Here is a 16740-nt window from a genome sequence, read left to right on the forward strand (position 1 = left end):
GCGCAACTACGCAGCGATGACGAACGTTGAGGCCATGGCGCGATTGCCACCACCCGTACCATCTCAGGCCAGCCGCGCTTCCAGCAACGTTTGCGCATCCATCAACGAGGCAACGATGCGATGGCCGAGCGCACGCACCTCGGCATCGGGCGCGAGCAGGTCCGGCACCTGGATCGGGGCCATGCCCGCAGCGAGTGCAGCACGCACGCCGGTGGGTGAATCTTCCAGCACCAGGCACTGCGCAGGGTCCACGCCCAGCGTGCGCGCGGCCAGCAGGTAGATATCCGGCGCCGGCTTGGGGTGCGCGACATCGCTGGCGGTGCACACCGCATCGAAACGCCACAACAGATCGGAGGCAGCCAGCTTGCGCAACGCGAGCGGGCGCTGGGTGGAGGTGGCCACCGCACGCGGCATGCCGTGCGCGCCGAGGAACTCCAGCAGCGCAATGATGCCGGGTCGATGCGCAATGCCCGCGCTGACCGCGGCGTCGTACAAGCCTTGGCAGCGCGCCAGCACGTGCTCCATGGCCGTGGTGCCGATGCGCTCGCCAAGCAGGCGCCGGCACGCGGCATCACCGGTGCCGACCATGCGCAACCAGAATGCGGGCTCGATCTGCAGCCCATGCTCGTCGGCGGCCTGTGCCAGGCAGGCGGTAATGGCGCGCTCGCTGTCGAGCATCAGGCCATCCATGTCGAAGATCACCGCTTGCGGCCAGAACGGCAGCGGCGTGGTGGCGCTCATGCGGCGTCACCGCGCCCGAACAACACTTCCAGATCGTCCGGCCCCAACGGGCGCCAATGCCCGGCGTCCAGCCCATCCAGCGACAGCCCGCCGATGCGGCTGCGGTGCAGCGCCACCACGTGGTTGCCGGCGGCGGCGAACATGCGGCGTACCTGGTGGTAGCGGCCTTCATGCAGGGTCAGCCGCGCCTGACGCGCGCCCAGCACCTCCAGCTCGGCCGGCAGCAGCGGCTTGGTTTCGCCTTCCAGCAGCAGCGTCCCGCTGGCGAACAAGGCCGCCTCATCGCCGCGCAGGTCCTCGGCCAGGGTGACGTCGTAGACCTTGTCCAACGCGGATTTGGGCGAAATGATCCGGTGCAGCAGCGCGCCGTCGTCGGTCATCAGCAACATGCCGCTGGTCTCGCGGTCCAGCCGCCCCACCGGCGCCAGCACCGGCGCACGCAGGCGAAAGCGCGGTGGCAGCAGCTCATAGATGAGCCGGCCGGTGTCCTTGGTCGAGCAGGTGTAGCCGCTGGGTTTGTGCAGCAGCACGCTGAAGCCGGGCGGCGGATCCAGTGGCTCGCCATCGATGCGGATCGCGGCGTGGTCCACCTGATCGTCGGCGTACAACACCTCGCCGGCCGCATCGGTGATGGCGCCCTGCCGGAACAGCTGCGTCACCTGCTTGCGGCTGCCATAGCCGAGATTGGCAATGTGCTTGACCAGCTTCATGCGCGCGCTCCTCGCCCGCGCACGGCGGCGATAAGCTTGAAGCCATCGCGCTCGGCCGCCACGCGGACCTGGCCGAAGCTGTCGTTGAGCACCTGCTCATAGGGCAGATGTCGGTTGGCCACCAGCAACAGTTGCCCGCCCGGGCGCAACGCCTGCGCGGCCACCGCGATGAAGCGTTGCCCGATGTCCGGCCGGTCGGCGCGCGAGGGCGTGTGGAACGGCGGGTTGCTGACAATGAAGTCGTATTGCGCGACCAGCCCGGCGGTGACATCGCGCCAGTGGTAGTGCAGCTGCGCCGGATGCGCGCTGCCTTGCAGGTTGCGCCGCGCCAGGTTCAGCGCACGCGCTTCGGCTTCGTAGACATCCAGTGCGGTGACCTTGGGGCACCGCGCCAGCACTTCGGCGGAGAGATAGCCGAAGCCGGCACCCAGATCGGCGCCATGGCCGGCCAGGGTGGTTGGCAGATGCTCGACCAGCAACGCCGACGCCGGGTCGATGCGGTCCCAGGCGAACACGCCCGGGCGGCTGACGAAGCGCCCGTCCAGGATCTTGCGCGGCGCATCCAGTGCCGCCCAGCGCGCCTGCAAGGCCGCATCGGTACTGCCCGGCAGCGGGCCGCTCCAGTACGTGCGGCAGTGATGCTTGGTGAGGCTGCCGGCCAGGCCGGTGAGCTGGCGCAAATCGGCCTCGCCCGAGCGCGCACCCTCGTTGTTGGATTGGCAGGCCACCACGCAGCCGCCGCGGGCGGTCAGCGCCACCGCACGCGCAAACAGGGCGCGGGCCTCTTCGCGCTGGCGGGGCGGCAGCACCAGCACCATCGCATAGCGGGTGGTGTCGGCCTCGATCTCGGTTTCCTCGCGCACCTGCCAGCCGCTGCGCTCCAGCGCCTCGGCGAACGGGCGGAAGCTTTGTTCGCAGGTCAGCGCCTCGGCCACGGCATGCTCGCGCAGCGGCCAGCCATCGCGCGCGCGCAGGAACAGCACCGGGCCTTGTGGCCAGGACAGCACCCCTTGCGCGAACGGCAGGAACAGGGCTTGAAGCGGAGCATCGTGCGGGCCAGCCATCGGATCATCGGGTCAGGAACAGGCCCCCATTGTAAGGGACCGGTGCGGGCTGCCTGCCGCGCTCGTTGCGGCGCCTATACGGGGTATTGATGCGCACGCAACATCCACCGACCTAGGCTGCAATTACGCCCACACTGGAGATACGCAATGCGAGCCCTGTTCGTAGGTGGAGTTGTAGACAACAGCGAGATGGACCTGGATGACACCCCGCCACCGCTGCATTACCCGGAAAACACCGGCGCCGGGCGGCCCCGCTACCGGCTGCATCAGGTCGGTGAACGCGACGACGGCAGCGTGGCCTACGCGGTGTATGGCGCGCCGGAAATGGCCGATGAGGAAGTCACCCGGATCAGCGAAGAACGCGACTACGCTCGCCGCTTCAATGCCTCTCCGGAAGCGCCGCGCTAGCGGCCCACCGCACGCGCAGCAAAAAACCGGGCACTGCCCGGTTTTTTTGTGCCGCGCCAGCCTCAGCGCGTTTTTGGTGTCACCCGCCAGATCACGTTGCCCACATCATCCGCCACCAGCAGCGCGCCGCTGTTGTCCGGCGTCACCCCGACCGGCCGGCCCTGGGCATTGCCTTCGGCATCCAGGAACCCATCCAGCACCGTGATCGGGTTGCCGGCGGGTTTGCCGTTGGCAAACGGCACGAAGATGACCTTGTAGCCACTGGGCGGGTCGCGATTCCACGAGCCGTGCTGGCCGATGAAGGCGCCCTGGCGGAAACGCTGTGGCAACAGGCTGCCACTGGCGAAACTCAGCCCCAGCGAGGCGGTGTGCGGGCCCAGCGCATAATCCGGCTTGATCGCCTTGGCCACCAGCTCGGCATTTTGCGGCTCCACGCGTTCGTCCACGTGCTGCCCGTAGTAGCTGTACGGCCAGCCGTAGAAACCGCCGTCGCGCACCGAGGTGAGGTAATCGGGCACCAGATCGCTGCCGATTTCATCGCGCTCGTTGACCACCACCCATAAGGATTGGCTCTGCGGCTCCCAGGCGGTGCCGACCGGGTTGCGCAGGCCGCTGGCGAACACGCGGCTGCTGCCGGTGGCCGGGTCGATCTCCAGGATGGCAGCGCGATTGAGCTCGGCCTCCATGCCGTTCTCTGCCACGTTGCTGTTGGAACCCACACCCACATACAGCTTGCTGCCATCGGCGCTGGCCAGCAGCGACTTGGTCCAGTGATGGTTGAGGCCGCCCGGCAAATTGGCCACGAAGGTCGGCTTGGCGGTGATGTGGGTGTCGCCGGGCGCATACGGAAAACTCACCAGCGCATCGGCATTGGCCACGTAGAAACGATCGCCCACCAGCGCCATGCCGAACGGCGAAAACAGGCCGCTGATGAACTGCGTGCGCACTTCTGCCACACCGTCGCCATCGGCATCGCGCAGCAAGGTGATGCGGTTGGCGCTGGGCACCACCGCGCCGGCTTTCTTCATCATCGCGCCCTGCACTTTCTTGCGCAGGCCACCGCCGCCGGCATCGTCGGGCTTGGGCGGTTCGGCGGTTTCGGCCACCAGCACGTCGCCGTTGGGCAGCACATACACCCAGCGCGGGTGATCCAGATCACGCGCGAACGCATTGACCTGCAGATCGTCGGCAGCGATCGGCTTGGCGTTGGCGGCCCACCGCTTGACCGGTGCCACCTTGACGGTGGGGATCAGCCGTTTCACCGGTTCGGGCAATTGCGGATTCGGCCCGGTGCCCTGTGCGATCTCAAGCGTGGCGGTATCGCCGCAGGCGGCGAGCACGGCGGCGGTCAGCAGCGGCAGCGGCCAACGGGCGAGCTTCAAGACGGGAGCATTCATTGCGGGCGGAATCCTGAACAGTTGCGACAGTCGGGCATGATGCCGGTGACGCGCCTGCGAGAAGTAAACACCCTGTAAAGGCCGCCTGTCAGGGCATGACTTGCGGGGCGCCCAGCGGCATCGGATGCACCGCCACGATGCGATCCATCCAGATCCATTGCGGCTCCTGCGAGGCATCCAGATGGTCGATGCGCAGCTGGCCATTGCTGCCTTCGCGCTCCTGTTCGTCGCGATAGGTCTGGATGGTGGGACGCACCGCCACGGTGCCGGCGATCATGCTGCCGTCGTCCAGCTCGATGCGCACGCGTTCCTGCCCGTCGAGCAGCTTCACCCAATGCTCCAGCGTGGCGATCTGCGCCTGTTCGGTATAGACATGGGGGGCGTATTTGGGCATCGCGCGATCTCCGAAAGTGGAGCCCGCACGCTAGGCCATCGGCCGTGAACGATGCAGCAAACACACCGAGTTGCCTGGTCGCCGAAATGCGATGCAATGCGGCAACCCGGCCGCATCGCATCGCATCATGCGCGTTGCATCATTCGGCCGGTTCGCGTGCGGCGCGCACCGCGGTCACCAACTGCGCCACGCTGTAGGGCTTGGCCAAATGTTCCTGAAAGCCGGAGGCCAGCGCGCGCTGGCGATCGTCGTCGCGTGCCAACGCAGTGACCGCCACCGCCGGCAATGCGGTCGCATCCAGGCCCATGTTCTCGCGCACGGTGCGGATCAGCCCGTAGCCGTCCATGCCCGGCATGCCGATGTCGGTGAGCATCAGATCGAAGCGTGCATAGCCCCGGTGGTCGATCAGGGCCAACGCATCGGTGGCGCTGCCGGCGGTCACCACTTCGGCACCCTGCTCTTCCAGCAGGCGGCGCAGATAGTCGAGCATGTCCGGCTGGTCTTCCACCGCCAGCAAGCGCAGGCCATTGAGCGCGCGCGCTTCCACGATCTGCTCGGACATCAGCCGCCGACGCAGCTCAAGCCGCGGCCGCTTGGCCTGGTCGGGCTGATGCTCGGGCAGGCGCACGGTGAAGGTGGCTCCCTTGCCGCGCCCGCCGCTGGTGGCACCGACCTGGCCGCCATGCATTTCCACCAGCTGCTGCACGATGGCCAGGCCCAGGCCCAGGCCGCCGTGCTGACGGGTGGTGGTGGCGTCGGCCTGGCGGAACCGGCCGAACAGATGCGGCAGGAATTCCGAAGCGATGCCGTCGCCGGAATCGCGCACCGAAACGATGAAGTGGCCGTCGTCGTGCTCCACGGTCACATCGATGCGGCCGTGCGCGGGCGTGAACTTGATCGCGTTGGACAACAGATTCCAGAACACCTGCTGCAGCCGAGTGGCATCGCCCAGCACCAGACACGGTGTGGGCGGCACATGCAGCTGCAGGACCTGATCCTTGCCCTCGGCCACCGGCTCCTGCGCGCCCAGGGCTTCGCGCACCTGCTCGGCCAGATCCAGCGATTCCACTTCCAGCTGCACCTTGCCCAGCAGCATGCTGCTGAGGTCGAGCATGTCGGAGATCAGGCGTTTTTGCGCGCGGGCGCTGCTGGCGATGACCGACAGGCCCTTGTAGTTCGGGTGGCCCTCTTCGACCCGCTGCAACAGCAGCTCGCTCCAGCCCAGGATGGTGGTGAGCGGCGTGCGCAGCTCGTGCGACAAGGTGGCCAGGAACTCGTCCTTGAGCCGCGCCATGCTTTCGGCCTCGTTGCGGGCACTGCGCTCGGATTCGAGCAGTTGCTCACGCGCCAGGGCGATTTCGCGCTGTTCGGTCACGTCCGGGCTGCTGCCCGCCAGGCCAATGAAACGGCCGTCTGCGGAATAACGCGGAGTGGCGGTCATTTCGATCCAACGCCACTGGCCGTCGTGGCGGCGCGCGCGCACCAGCGCGTGCAGGCCGCGCTGTTCTTCCAGCGAGGCCGCCAACTCAAACTGGAACACCGGCACGTCTTCTGGATGCAGCAGTTCGCTCCAGGCCGACACGGTACCGCTGGAAATATCCACGCCGAAAAATTCGCCATAGGCGCTATTGACGAAACGCACCACACCTTGCGCATCGAGCACCCAGACCGGCATCGGCAGGCCGTCGGCCAGCGCGCTGAAGCGCGCCTCGCTTTCGGCCAGCTCGCGCTCCACGCGCTTGCGCTCGGTGATGTCCATGAACAGCACGGCCACCCGCTTGAGCTCCGGCGGCCCCACCCGAAACGCGTCCACCGAGTACCAGCGGTTCAGCGCCTTGGCCTGCATTTCAAAGTGGATGCGGTTGCCGGTTAGCGCCACATGCCCGTAGCGGTCGAACCATTCCTGCTCATGATCGGCGCGCAGGCTGCGCATCGAGACATTGGCGACCTCGGACAGGCCGGTGTAGCGCTGGAATGCCTCGTTGGTGACGCGGAAGATGTAATCGGTGGGCCGGTCGCCTTCAAACACCATGTCGATGATGCAGAAGCCGGCGTCCACGTTGTCGAAGATTTCGCGGTACATGCCCGAATCCAGCGTCGGCTCTGCGACGGGCGCCGATGCGGCGACGATCGATTCGGGGCTGAGGGCTGAAGTGCTCAAATCAGGGTCCACGGGTGATGCCAGGGCGGATGACGAGCGGATGAAACCATGTCCGATGTCGTCGGCGGGTGCACATCGCGCTCGCACGCCGCAGGATCGCCCAACCTGCCGCCCTGCTACCAGAGCAGCGCGGCCACCGCCACGATGCCTGCGCTCAGCAGCATGATGCCGGCCACCAGCCCGCGAAATGCCCATTCACCTTCGCGCCGCAGTTGCTCGTCCACCCAACGCTGCGCCTCTTCGCGCCACAGGCCCGAACGCGCGTAGTCGACGTCCAGCAGCAGCAGGCGCACCCGCGACAGACCGAGCCGGGCGCATTCATCGCGGCATTGCTGGCTGAAGCTGTCGTCCGCATCGGCGACATGCGCTCCTTGCGGCAGGATGAGTTCCAGATCAGGACTGGACATAACGCGGCCGCTCCTGGTCGAGTTCGCGCTCCAGCGCCATGCGTGCGAGCTGGGTGTAGTTGGCGCGCGGGCCCTGGCCGCGGCCGGTCAGCATTCCCTGGTAGTCCAGGCCCTGCCAGACGCGCCCGGTCCACTCCACACAATCCTCGGCGATGACCAGCATCAGCGAGTAGCGGTACTCCGCGCCGGTGGCCGAGGTGTAGGCGTACACGGGTGGAAACTGCACGGCCACATCGACCTGGCGCGCCAGCGCGGCCAGATGCTCGCGCAGTGCTTCGCGGGCGTCGGCACCCGGTTCCAACGGCATGCTGCGGGTGGCCATGTCCAGGTCGAGATCGCTCTGCAGGGCCACGAAGGCGGCAGCGCCGGTGGCCGGATTGTGGCCGTGCTGCTTTGCCCAATCGATGAACTGCAGTCGCACGTCCGACGGCATGTGTGCCGGCGCCGAGGGGGCTGATTTTGTGCGGGGGTAGGTGTCCATGGCAGCGATCTTCCGGGCTGGGCCGTGAAGCGGAAGCGCAGGCCTGGTGAACCCTCCGTCAGCACCGCGGCCACCTGCATTAACCGGGCGGCAACGCGATGCCAGCCCCAGGCGCAGCGTGCGTTGCGGGGCGTGCAGGGCGGCCCCACACTGATCCTGTGCCCGGCGTTGCCGGCCATCTCTTCTGGAGGCTTTCCATGAAACGTTTGCTTGTGTCCAGCGCGACCCTGCTGCTCGCCGGCCTGCTTGCCAGCACCGGGGCCACCGCCGGGGTGCGCAACGTGACCGATCCGGAGGCCCCGCGCGCCCTGTCCAGCGATGGCCCGGTGCAAGTGCGCTGGACCGACCCGGCGCAGTTCTCCGATATCCGCTACAGCGGCAACCGCTGGGAAGCACAGCGCGGCGATTGGGTGACGCAGCTGGCCACCTATTTCCAGCGCAGCGCCGAGCGGCAGCTGCCGGACGGCCAACTCCTCAGCGTGGCCATCACCGATATCCGCCGCGCCGGCCAGTACGAGCCATGGCATGGCCCACGCATGCAGGACGTGCGCGTGGTCAAGGACATCTACCCGCCGCGCATGAGCTTCGAATACACGTTGACCGATGCCAGTGGCGCGGTGATCGACCAGGGCGAACGCAAGCTGGTGGATTCGGCGTTCCTGACGAGCGGCCCGCGCGTGAACGACACCGACCCGATGCGCTTTGAAAAAGCGATGATCGACGACTGGGTGCGCAAGCAGTTCCGCGGCGATCGTGATCGAAATACCGCGCAGCGCTGATGCAGCACGCGCAAAGCGCGACACGCACGCCATGCTGGAACAGACAACGGCGCCTCAGGGCGCCGTTGTTGCGTTCGTGTTGATCTGGGCATCCACTGCGCCACGCCCTACAGCTCAAGCCTGCGAAGCAGTGTTGTTAGCGCGCAGCGGCGTTACGCGTGTGCAGGGGTGCTGTAGTGACGCGGAACGCGCTTGAGTCCACACAGCAGCTGGTATGCACTGACATTGCACTGCGCGGCCAACGTGCTCACCTGCGGCGCGTCGCCCCACAGCTGCACGGGCGTTCCCACATCGGCGTGCGGATGCTCGGTGAGATCCACAGTGAGCATGTCCATCGACACACGGCCGATCAGCGGGCACACCTTGCCATCCACCAGCACCGGCGTGCCGTTGGGCGCGAACTGCGGGTAGCCGTCGGCATAGCCCATCGCCACCACGCCCACGCGCGTGGGCCGTTCGGCAACGAAGCGCGCGCCATAGCCAACCGGCTCGCCGGCCGGCAGGTCGCGCACGCTGATGATGCGCGAGCGCACCGTCATCACCGGGCGCAGTTGCGCGGTGAGCTCGCTCGGCTGCGGGAACGGGTTGGCGCCGTACAGCATCAGCCCCGGGCGTGACCAATCGTTGCGCAGCGCTGGCCAGCCGAGCAGGCCGGGCGAATTGCGCAGGCTGGTTTCCGCGCGCATGCCGCCGCAGGTCAGCGCGAACGCCACGGCCTGTTCGTCGGTGCGGCTGCACTCCAGCTCGTCGGCCTGTGCCAGATGCGTCATCAGCACCAGCGAGTCGATCTGCGGCAAGCCGCGCAAATGCAGCCATGCGGCGCGAAAATCTTCCGGCGACAGGCCGAGCCGATGCATGCCGCTGTCCAGCTTCAACCACACCCGCAAAGGGCGCGGGCTGCGGAACTCGGCCAGCGCGCGCACCTGCCAGGGCGTGGCGACCACCGTCCATAGATCGTGTTCGGCAATCAGCGCCAGCTCGTCATGCTCGAAAAAACCTTCCAGCAGCAGGATCGGCGCGCGCACGCCGGCCTGGCGCAGCTCCAGCGCTTCTTCGATGCAGGCCACCGCAAAGCCGTCGGCCTCCGGTTCCAGCGCCTGCGCACAGCGCACCGCGCCGTGGCCGTAGGCGTCGGCCTTGACCACTGCCAGTGCCTTGCCGCCACCCAGTTGCCGGGCCAGGCGGTAGTTGTGACGCAACGCGTCCAGGTCGATCAACGCTTGCGCAGGACGCACTACGCGGCCTCCCGGTGCGGGCGCGTGCTGCGCGTGGACAGATAACGGAACACGTCCAGGCCTTCGGTATCGATCTCGGGCGTGCGGCCCTGCATCAGGTCGGCCAGGTAGCGGCCGGAGCCGCAGGCCATGGTCCAGCCCAGCGTGCCGTGGCCGGTGTTGAGGAACAGGTTGGCGTACGGCGTGGCGCCCACCACCGGGGTGCCGTCCGGCGTGGCCGGGCGCAGGCCGGTCCAGAACTCGGCCTGGGCCAGATCGCCAGCACCGGGGAACAGGTCGTTGACCACCATTTCCAGGGTGGCGCGGCGGCGCGGATTCAACGACAGGTCGAAGCCGGCCACCTCGGCCATGCCCCCGACGCGGATGCGCTCATCGAAGCGGGTCAGCGCGATCTTGTAGCTCTCGTCCAGCACCGTGGAAGTTGGCGCGCGTTGCGCGTCCACGATCGGGATGGTCAGCGAATAGCCCTTGAGCGGGTACACCGGCAGATGCAGGCCCAGCGACAGCAGCAGATCGGCCGAGTAGCTGCCCAGTGCCAGCACATAGCGGTCGGCGGTGACCAGGCGGCCGTCGATCTGCACGCCGGTGATTTCGCCGCCGGCATGCTCCAGGCGCTCGATCTGCTGCCCATAGCGGAATTGCACGCCGGCCTGCGTGGCCAGGTCGGCCAGGCGCTGGGTGAACAGCCGGCAGTCGCCGGTCTGGTCTTCGGGCAGGTGCAAAGCGCCGGCCATCTGCGCGCCACCGCCGGCCAGGCCAGGCTCGTACTGGGCAATCTGCGCCGGGGACAGCAGCTCGTAGGGCACGCCGTACTGCGCCAGCACCTCGATGTCCTGCGCGGCTGCGTCCAGCTGCTGCTGGGTACGGAACAGCTGGGTGGTGCCGAGTTGACGGCCTTCGAATTCCAGCCCGGTGCTGGCACGCAGCGCATTGAGACAGTCACGGCTGTAATCGGACAAACGCACCATGCGCGCCTTGTTCACCGCGTAGCGCTCGGCGGTGCAGTTACGCAGCATCTGGCTGAGCCAGGCCAGCTGGCGCAGATCGCGGGTGGGCCGGATCGACAGCGGGGCATGCTGTTCGAACAGCCACTTCACCGCCTTGCCCGGCACGCCGGGGGCGGCCCACGGCGAGGTGTAGCCGAAGGAGAGCTGGCCGGCATTGGCGTAGCTGGTTTCCAGCCCGGAAGCCGGTTGCCGGTCCACCACGGTGACCTCGCAGCCGGACTGCGCCAGATACCAGGCGGTGGTGGTGCCGATGACGCCGCTACCGAGAATGAGCACCCGCATGTCGTTCTCCTCAAAGAGAGCATTCCCCCAGAACCAGGTGCCGAGGGAGACGTTTAGACGCAGTATATTGCGAGCCAGGCAGTGCTATTTCTGGAATCAGTACTGCTTCGCAGCGAAACTTCCTGTCAAATCCGCCTGGACACAGACCCCATGGCCACCCGCGCGCGTGAGCTGGACAAGATCGACCGCAAGCTCCTGCGCATCCTGCAGCAGGAGGGCCGGATTTCCTTTACCGAACTGGGCGAACGGGTGGGTTTGTCCACTACGCCCTGCACCGAGCGCGTGCGCCGGCTGGAGCGCGATGGCGCCATCACCGGCTATTACGCGCGCTTGGATCCGCACTACCTCAAGGCCAGCCTGCTGGTGTTCGTGGAGATCAGCCTGGCCTACAAATCCGGCGACATCTTCGAAGAATTTCGCCGCGCCGCGCTCAAGCTGCCCAACGTGCTGGAGTGCCATCTGGTCTCGGGGGATTTCGATTACCTGCTCAAGGCCCGCATCAGCGAGATGGCCTCGTACCGCAAGTTGCTAGGCAGCACCTTGCTGACCCTGCCGCACGTGCGCGAATCCAAGAGCTATATCGTAATGGAAGAGGTGAAGGAGACGCTGGCGTTGCCGATTGAGGGGTAGGAATGGAAGTCGGGAATCGGGATTGGGGAATCGGGATTCGCGGTTGACCGTGACCGGTCCGGTTAGCGGGTTAGCGGGTTAGCGGGTTAGCGGGTTAGCGGGTTAGCGGCCGAGTTGCGCAGATGCCCCGCGGGGTCGCAATGCTTGACGGGATGGTGTGACTAAGGGCTTCTGGCCGACTGATGGCGAAGTGGAACTACCGGCGTAGTCGAAGCTGGCGGACGTTGGTCGGTTGCCGCAAACCTGCCGAGACTGCCTTCCACCTGCCGAATCGCCATTGAGTTTTGCGCAGCTTTGCGCAAGTTCGCCGCTAAACAAGTTCGCCGCTAAAAGCACTGCGAGCTGCGAACTTCATGGCCACACCGCCGCCGCGTGCTTCAGCACGCGGCGGCCCGCACAGCGCTCTCAGCGCACCACGCGCATGCCGTCGCCGGCTGGTAATGCGTCGTAGTAGCGGCCGGTCTTGGTGTCCAGCACGCGGTTGGGGCCGGCCGGCTGCATGCCTTGCAGCAAACGCCCGTTGCGGTCGTAGACCATCGGCGTGCTGGCCGGCACCTGGCTGCCGGCCGGGGCCACCGGCGTCTGTGCCGGTCCGCGGGTCGGGATGGTCGGGGCGTTGGGGCGCTGGCCCAACTGCGACGGCACCGGCGTCATCGTGGGGGTTGGCTGTACCGGGCGCGGCGGCGCGACCGTGGGCTGCACCGGCGTGGGCGTGGTGATGGGCTGCAGGGTGTTGGACGAGCGGGTGGTGGTGGCCGACTGCGCCAGTACCGTGCCGGCGGCAGCCAGCAGGCCACACAGCACCAGGCCGCGCGTTGAGGATGAGATCGTCATGTCGGGCACCACGTTGCATGAGAGATAGGCAATCAATGGGGCCGCCGGCACGCGGCGGCAATACACGGACCCCGCCGGGCCCTGAACGCTTCGGCGACGTCGGCGCCATGCGAAAACGCAGCGCTCCTCCCCCGCAGGATCTCCGGGCATCGGTACCGACACGGCCGCACAGCATTCATTGCGTTCCTCCAGTGACGACCAGCGCGCCGGTCGGCTTCGCGCCAGCGGTTGAACCCAGCGCGCACTGCCCACATCACAGGGGCAGGCGCCGGCACCCCGCCAGCGAGCGCATGCGAGAGCCCCATGAGCCAGTTCGACCTCACCCCGCCCTCCCCCGCCCAGCGCGATGCCCTGATTGCCGGGCTCAGCGACGAGGAGCAGCGCGTGCTGTTGCACCACGGCACCGAGGCCCCGTTCTGCGGTGTGTTCCTGGACAACAAGCTCGACGGGGTCTACACCTGCCGCCTGTGCGGGCTGCCGCTGTTCCGCTCCAATGCCAAGTTCGATTCCGGCACCGGTTGGCCCAGCTTCTTTGCGCCCTACGACCCGGCGCATGTGCGCGAGATCCGCGATACCGGTTACGGCATGATCCGCACCGAAATCGTCTGCGCGCGCTGCGACAGCCACCTGGGCCACGTGTTTCCCGACGGTCCGCCGCCCACCGGCGAGCGCCACTGCCTCAATTCGGTCTCGCTGGCGTTCACCGAAGACGGCCAGCCGCTGCCCAATCCGCTGCAGCGTGCAGGCGCCGACACCCAACCGGCCTGATGCGCGCGGCGGCGCACCGGTCCTGACAGTCCCGCAGCGTCAACCGGCGCTGCGGCACCCTGATCCGACAGGAGGCGTCACATGCACCCGGTCTCCCCGCTACGCCTGGCCAGCCTGCTCGCCCTGGCCCTGGCCCTGACAAGCTGCAACGGCAACGATCGCCCGCCTGCCGCAGCCGACTCACCAGCGGCCGGCAGCACGCCGGCCATCATCGACGCCAGCGTGGGCGGCCCGCCGCCCCGCCCGGCGGGCGTCTCCCCAACCGCGCCAACTCCCGCTCCATCGGCCACTGCGCAGTGGCGCTGCGGCGAGCAGGTGGTGGGCGTGCATACGGATGCGGCGACCCAGGCCGTGCAGCTGAACGTGAACGGCCGCACCCTACTGCTCACGCATGCCGACGCCCCGACTGGCGCCCGCTACGCGGACATCCACGGCAACGCCTTCTGGGCGCACGCGGGCGAGGCAACGCTAACGCTGGCGGGCGGCGAGGCCGTCAAATGCACGCAGGCGGACGCGAGCGGCGTGGGCTGATGCAGGGGCTAATGCGTTCAGTCGCAGCGCACATCTTCACGTCACGCGCTTCAAGAATCCGCCGCCCGGGCCGAAACAAACAGCAACCCTAGCTTGCTCCCGGCTGCGCCATGCTCATCATCATCGGCTTCATCGTCGTCATCGTCAGTGTCCTCGGCGGCTATGTGCTGTCGCACGGAAAGCTGGGCGCATTGTGGCAACCGTACGAGCTGATGATCATCGGCGGCGCGGCGCTGGGCGCGTTCCTGGTGAGCACGCCAGGCAAGATCGTCAAGGAAACGTTGACCGGCGTCATGGGCGTGTTCAAGGGCCCGCAGTACAAGTCCGACGACTACAAGGACACCCTGAGCCTGATTTACGAGTTGTTGAACAAGGCCCGCCGCGACGGCTTCATGGCCCTGGAAGACCATGTCGAAAAGCCGCAGGACAGCACCATCTTCGGCACCTATCCCAAGGTGCTGGCCGATCACCATCTGCTGGACTTCATCACCGACTGCCTGCGCCTGATGATCGGCAGCAACATCGAGCCGCACGAGCTGGAGCCGCTGCTCGAGCTGGAACTGGAAAAGCATCACCACGAAGCCCTGGCACCGGCGCATGCGCTGAGCAAGGTGTCCGATGGCCTGCCCGGCTTCGGCATCGTGGCGGCGGTACTCGGCATCGTGATCACCATGGGCTCGATTGGCGGGCCGATCGAAGAGATCGGCCACCACGTCGGCGCTGCACTGGTCGGCACCTTCCTTGGCATCCTGCTGGCGTATGGCTTCGTGTCGCCGTTGTCGGCGGCGATGGAAGCGCGCGCCGAGCAGGACGGGCGCATCTACGAAGCGGTCAAGACCGCGCTGCTGGCCTGCCTGCGTGGCTACAACCCGAAGATTGCGCTGGAATTCGCGCGCAAGACCCTGCCCTCCAACGTGCGCCCGAGCTTCGGTGATTTCGAAACGCACCTGAAGACGATCAAGTAGGGCCGCGGTCATGGCCGAGGGCAAATCCACCGTCATCATCCGACGGGTCAAGAAGGTCCAGGGCGGCGGCCACCATGGCGGCGCCTGGAAGGTGGCGTTCGCCGACTTTGTGACCGCGATGATGGCCTTCTTCCTGGTGCTGTGGCTGATGGCGGCCACCACCAAGGAACAGCGCGCGGCGATCTCCGAATATTTCCGCAATCCCAGCCCGCTGTCCGGCAAATCGCCGGCGCCCTCGCCCGGCATGAACGGGCCCGGCGGCGCCAGCACCTCGATGATCAAGCTCGGCGGCACCGCCGACATGGCCAAGGGGCAGAAGGACGAAATGGGCCGCAAGCGCGACAACGCCGCCGATACCGACGTGGATAGCCGCGCCAAGGACAAGAAGCGCCTGGAAGCGCTGATGCAGGACCTGAAGGAAGCCATCGACAAGAGCCAGGCGCTGGAGCCGTTCAAGGACCAGTTGCTGCTCGACCTCACGCCCGACGGCCTGCGCATCCAGATCGTGGACAAGCAGAACCGCCCGATGTTCGACATCGGCCGCGACCAGCTCAAGCCCTACACGGTGGACATCCTGCGCGAGCTCTCCAGCTTCATCAATCAGGTGCCCAACCACATCAGCATCACCGGCCACACCGACACCACCGCCTACAGCAGCGATGCCGGTTACACCAACTGGGAACTCAGCGCCGACCGCGCCAACGCCGCCCGCCGCGCGCTGGTGGGCGGTGGCATGGCCGATGCCAAGGTGACCCGCGTGGTGGGGCTGTCCTCGTCGGTGCTGTTCGACAAGACCAACCCGCAGAACCCGATCAACCGCCGCATCAGCATCGTGGTGATGACCCAGGACGCCGAGCAGGCGGCCCTGGCCGGCAGTGACCAGGGCGTGGCACTGGGCAAGCCCATTCCCGATGCCGACACCCATGTGCCGGACCTGAGCGGCGCTGCCGCCACCGGGACCGCCACGGTGGGCACACCTGCAGCGGCCGGAAGCAGCACAATGGCACCTGCACCGGCCGCTGCCGGCACCGCAACGCCGGTGCCTGCGCCTGCTGCGGCCGGCACCAAGCCAGCGCCGCCGCGGGTGTCGTCCAGCGCGCAGGTGGCCTCGGCGGCCGCGCTCGCCAAGGCAGCCGAAGCGGCCATCGCCGCGCCACGGGTGGCCACCAGCGAGTCGGCACAGCCGAACTGACGCGCCAGGCGTCGCTGGCGGGTGGGCTTTCGCACCGCCTGGCGCGCTGATCGGGAGCGTCCCCGCGCGGACCACAGGGCCCGTCCGAGCCGTGGCGCGCACAAGCGCCTAGAATGGCCGGCCATTTCCAGCGTCGAGAACACCATGTCCCGCAATTCCAAGGCCAAGCGCGACAAGCGCAAGAAGCAGCAACCCAAGCGCCCGATCGTCCGTCTGGGCCAGGCGCCCCAGGTCACCAACCACGCCGTGCTGCAGGATGCCGACGGCCGCGTCGTCGCCGCGATCGGTTTGCAGGGCGGCAGCGAGTGGATGCTGTCGATCGGCGGCCAGACCATGGGCAGCGCCGACAACCCGGTCCCGATGCTGGCCATGCTCAAGCACCTGGCCAACCTGCAGGAGAAGGAAGGCAAGACCATCTCGCTGGAATATTCGACCCAGCTGCAGCAGATGATCGACGACCTGGCCGCCGAAGAAGGCAAGACCGCCGAGGAATACCTGACCACGCTGGTGTCCGAGTTCGAAAACGCCGACGGCGATGACGCTGGCGAAGGCGAAGGCGAAGAAGGCGAAGACGACAGCGACAGCGACAGCGATGCAGTGGCAGCCGATGCGGATGACGCCGCTGATGCGGCCGATGCGGACGCCGATGCCACGGACGCCGATGCTGACGACAGCGCGGCCGAAACCGCGCAGGACGACGCCGACGCCACCGACGGCGCTAAGAAAAAGAAGAGCAAGAAGGCCTGAGGCCAGC

General features: G+C 67.3%; 19 protein-coding genes. 8 read left to right on the top strand and 11 right to left on the bottom strand.

The window, feature by feature from the left end; all coding sequences use genetic code 11:
• Positions 1-63 precede the first annotated feature (63 nt).
• From XCC_RS18845 to XCC_RS18855, 3 genes are read right to left on the bottom strand one after another with little or no spacing between them, the layout of a single operon-like run.
• Entirely contained in the window at positions 64-741 is a 678-nt protein-coding gene (locus tag XCC_RS18845) for an HAD family hydrolase (protein ID WP_011038720.1), read from the bottom strand.
• Positions 738-1451, bottom strand: a complete 714-nt coding sequence (locus tag XCC_RS18850) for a pseudouridine synthase (protein WP_011038721.1) — start codon at positions 1449-1451, stop codon at positions 738-740. The genes XCC_RS18845 and XCC_RS18850 overlap by 4 nt, the downstream gene beginning before the upstream one ends.
• The gene (locus XCC_RS18855; RefSeq protein ID WP_011038722.1) at positions 1448-2515 is read right to left on the bottom strand and encodes a class I SAM-dependent methyltransferase; all 1068 of its coding nucleotides are present in this window, start codon (positions 2513-2515) and stop codon (positions 1448-1450) included. The genes XCC_RS18850 and XCC_RS18855 overlap by 4 nt, the downstream gene beginning before the upstream one ends.
• Before the next feature lie 147 nt (positions 2516-2662).
• Here XCC_RS18855 and XCC_RS18860 point away from each other — a divergent pair, with 147 nt between their 5' ends.
• Positions 2663-2923: a hypothetical protein gene (locus XCC_RS18860; RefSeq protein ID WP_011038723.1), complete on the top strand. Its 261-nt coding sequence runs from the start codon at positions 2663-2665 to the stop codon at positions 2921-2923.
• A 62-nt stretch (positions 2924-2985) separates the two neighbouring features.
• Here XCC_RS18860 and XCC_RS18865 read toward each other — a convergent pair whose 3' ends face one another.
• From XCC_RS18865 to XCC_RS18885, 5 genes are all read right to left on the bottom strand, one after another.
• Positions 2986-4320, bottom strand: coding sequence for a PQQ-dependent sugar dehydrogenase (locus XCC_RS18865; RefSeq protein WP_011038724.1), 1335 nt, complete (start codon positions 4318-4320; stop codon positions 2986-2988).
• Positions 4321-4408: 88 nt separating this feature from the next.
• On the bottom strand, positions 4409-4714 hold the full coding sequence (locus XCC_RS18870; protein WP_011038725.1) for a DUF3247 family protein: 306 nt from the start codon (positions 4712-4714) through the stop codon (positions 4409-4411).
• Positions 4715-4853: 139 nt separating this feature from the next.
• On the bottom strand, positions 4854-6887 hold the full coding sequence (locus XCC_RS18875; protein WP_019238002.1) for a PAS domain-containing hybrid sensor histidine kinase/response regulator: 2034 nt from the start codon (positions 6885-6887) through the stop codon (positions 4854-4856).
• Positions 6888-6991: 104 nt separating this feature from the next.
• Positions 6992-7282, bottom strand: a complete 291-nt coding sequence (locus XCC_RS18880; protein ID WP_019238003.1) for a hypothetical protein — start codon at positions 7280-7282, stop codon at positions 6992-6994.
• A complete protein-coding gene (locus XCC_RS18885; protein WP_014506489.1) occupies positions 7269-7715 on the bottom strand; it encodes a hypothetical protein in 447 nt (148 codons plus the stop codon). The genes XCC_RS18880 and XCC_RS18885 overlap by 14 nt, the downstream gene beginning before the upstream one ends.
• 245 nt (positions 7716-7960) lie before the next feature.
• On the opposite strand from XCC_RS18885, the gene XCC_RS18890 reads away from it, so the two are divergent.
• The gene (locus XCC_RS18890) at positions 7961-8542 is read left to right on the top strand and encodes a DUF3016 domain-containing protein (RefSeq protein WP_019238004.1); all 582 of its coding nucleotides are present in this window, start codon (positions 7961-7963) and stop codon (positions 8540-8542) included.
• Positions 8543-8694: 152 nt separating this feature from the next.
• Here the strand turns inward: XCC_RS18890 and alr are convergent, their stop codons facing one another.
• Both alr and XCC_RS18900 read right to left on the bottom strand, forming a co-directional pair.
• Positions 8695-9777: an alanine racemase gene (gene alr, locus XCC_RS18895; protein ID WP_011038730.1), complete on the bottom strand. Its 1083-nt coding sequence runs from the start codon at positions 9775-9777 to the stop codon at positions 8695-8697.
• Positions 9777-11066, bottom strand: coding sequence for a D-amino acid dehydrogenase (locus XCC_RS18900; RefSeq protein ID WP_011038731.1), 1290 nt, complete (start codon positions 11064-11066; stop codon positions 9777-9779). Before XCC_RS18900 ends, alr begins: the two co-directional genes overlap by 1 nt.
• Before the next feature lie 150 nt (positions 11067-11216).
• Here XCC_RS18900 and XCC_RS18905 point away from each other — a divergent pair, with 150 nt between their 5' ends.
• Entirely contained in the window at positions 11217-11696 is a 480-nt protein-coding gene (locus XCC_RS18905; RefSeq protein WP_011038732.1) for an Lrp/AsnC ligand binding domain-containing protein, read from the top strand.
• Between the two features lie 405 nt (positions 11697-12101).
• Here XCC_RS18905 and XCC_RS18910 read toward each other — a convergent pair whose 3' ends face one another.
• Complete coding sequence (locus XCC_RS18910; RefSeq protein WP_029629060.1) at positions 12102-12530, bottom strand: hypothetical protein; 429 nt, start codon at positions 12528-12530, stop codon at positions 12102-12104.
• Positions 12531-12833: 303 nt separating this feature from the next.
• On the opposite strand from XCC_RS18910, the gene msrB reads away from it, so the two are divergent.
• The 5 genes from msrB to XCC_RS18935 all read left to right on the top strand — a co-directional run bounded on the left by msrB (position 12834) and on the right by XCC_RS18935 (position 16733).
• Positions 12834-13298: a peptide-methionine (R)-S-oxide reductase MsrB gene (msrB, locus tag XCC_RS18915; protein WP_011038734.1), complete on the top strand. Its 465-nt coding sequence runs from the start codon at positions 12834-12836 to the stop codon at positions 13296-13298.
• Positions 13299-13379: 81 nt separating this feature from the next.
• Positions 13380-13829, top strand: a complete 450-nt coding sequence (locus XCC_RS18920) for an MliC family protein (RefSeq protein WP_011038735.1) — start codon at positions 13380-13382, stop codon at positions 13827-13829.
• A 110-nt stretch (positions 13830-13939) separates the two neighbouring features.
• The gene (gene motA / locus XCC_RS18925; protein WP_011038736.1) at positions 13940-14794 is read left to right on the top strand and encodes a flagellar motor stator protein MotA; all 855 of its coding nucleotides are present in this window, start codon (positions 13940-13942) and stop codon (positions 14792-14794) included.
• 10 nt (positions 14795-14804) lie between these two features.
• Positions 14805-15986 (top strand): flagellar motor protein MotB, encoded by a 1182-nt coding sequence (gene motB / locus XCC_RS18930; protein ID WP_011038737.1) that lies wholly within the window; start codon positions 14805-14807, stop codon positions 15984-15986.
• 21 nt (positions 15987-16007) lie between these two features.
• Complete coding sequence (locus XCC_RS18935) at positions 16008-16733, top strand: hypothetical protein (protein ID WP_011038738.1); 726 nt, start codon at positions 16008-16010, stop codon at positions 16731-16733.
• Positions 16734-16740 lie beyond the last annotated feature (7 nt).

Origin of the sequence: Xanthomonas campestris pv. campestris str. ATCC 33913 (assembly GCF_000007145.1) — a bacterium.
GTDB lineage: Bacteria > Pseudomonadota > Gammaproteobacteria > Xanthomonadales > Xanthomonadaceae > Xanthomonas > Xanthomonas campestris.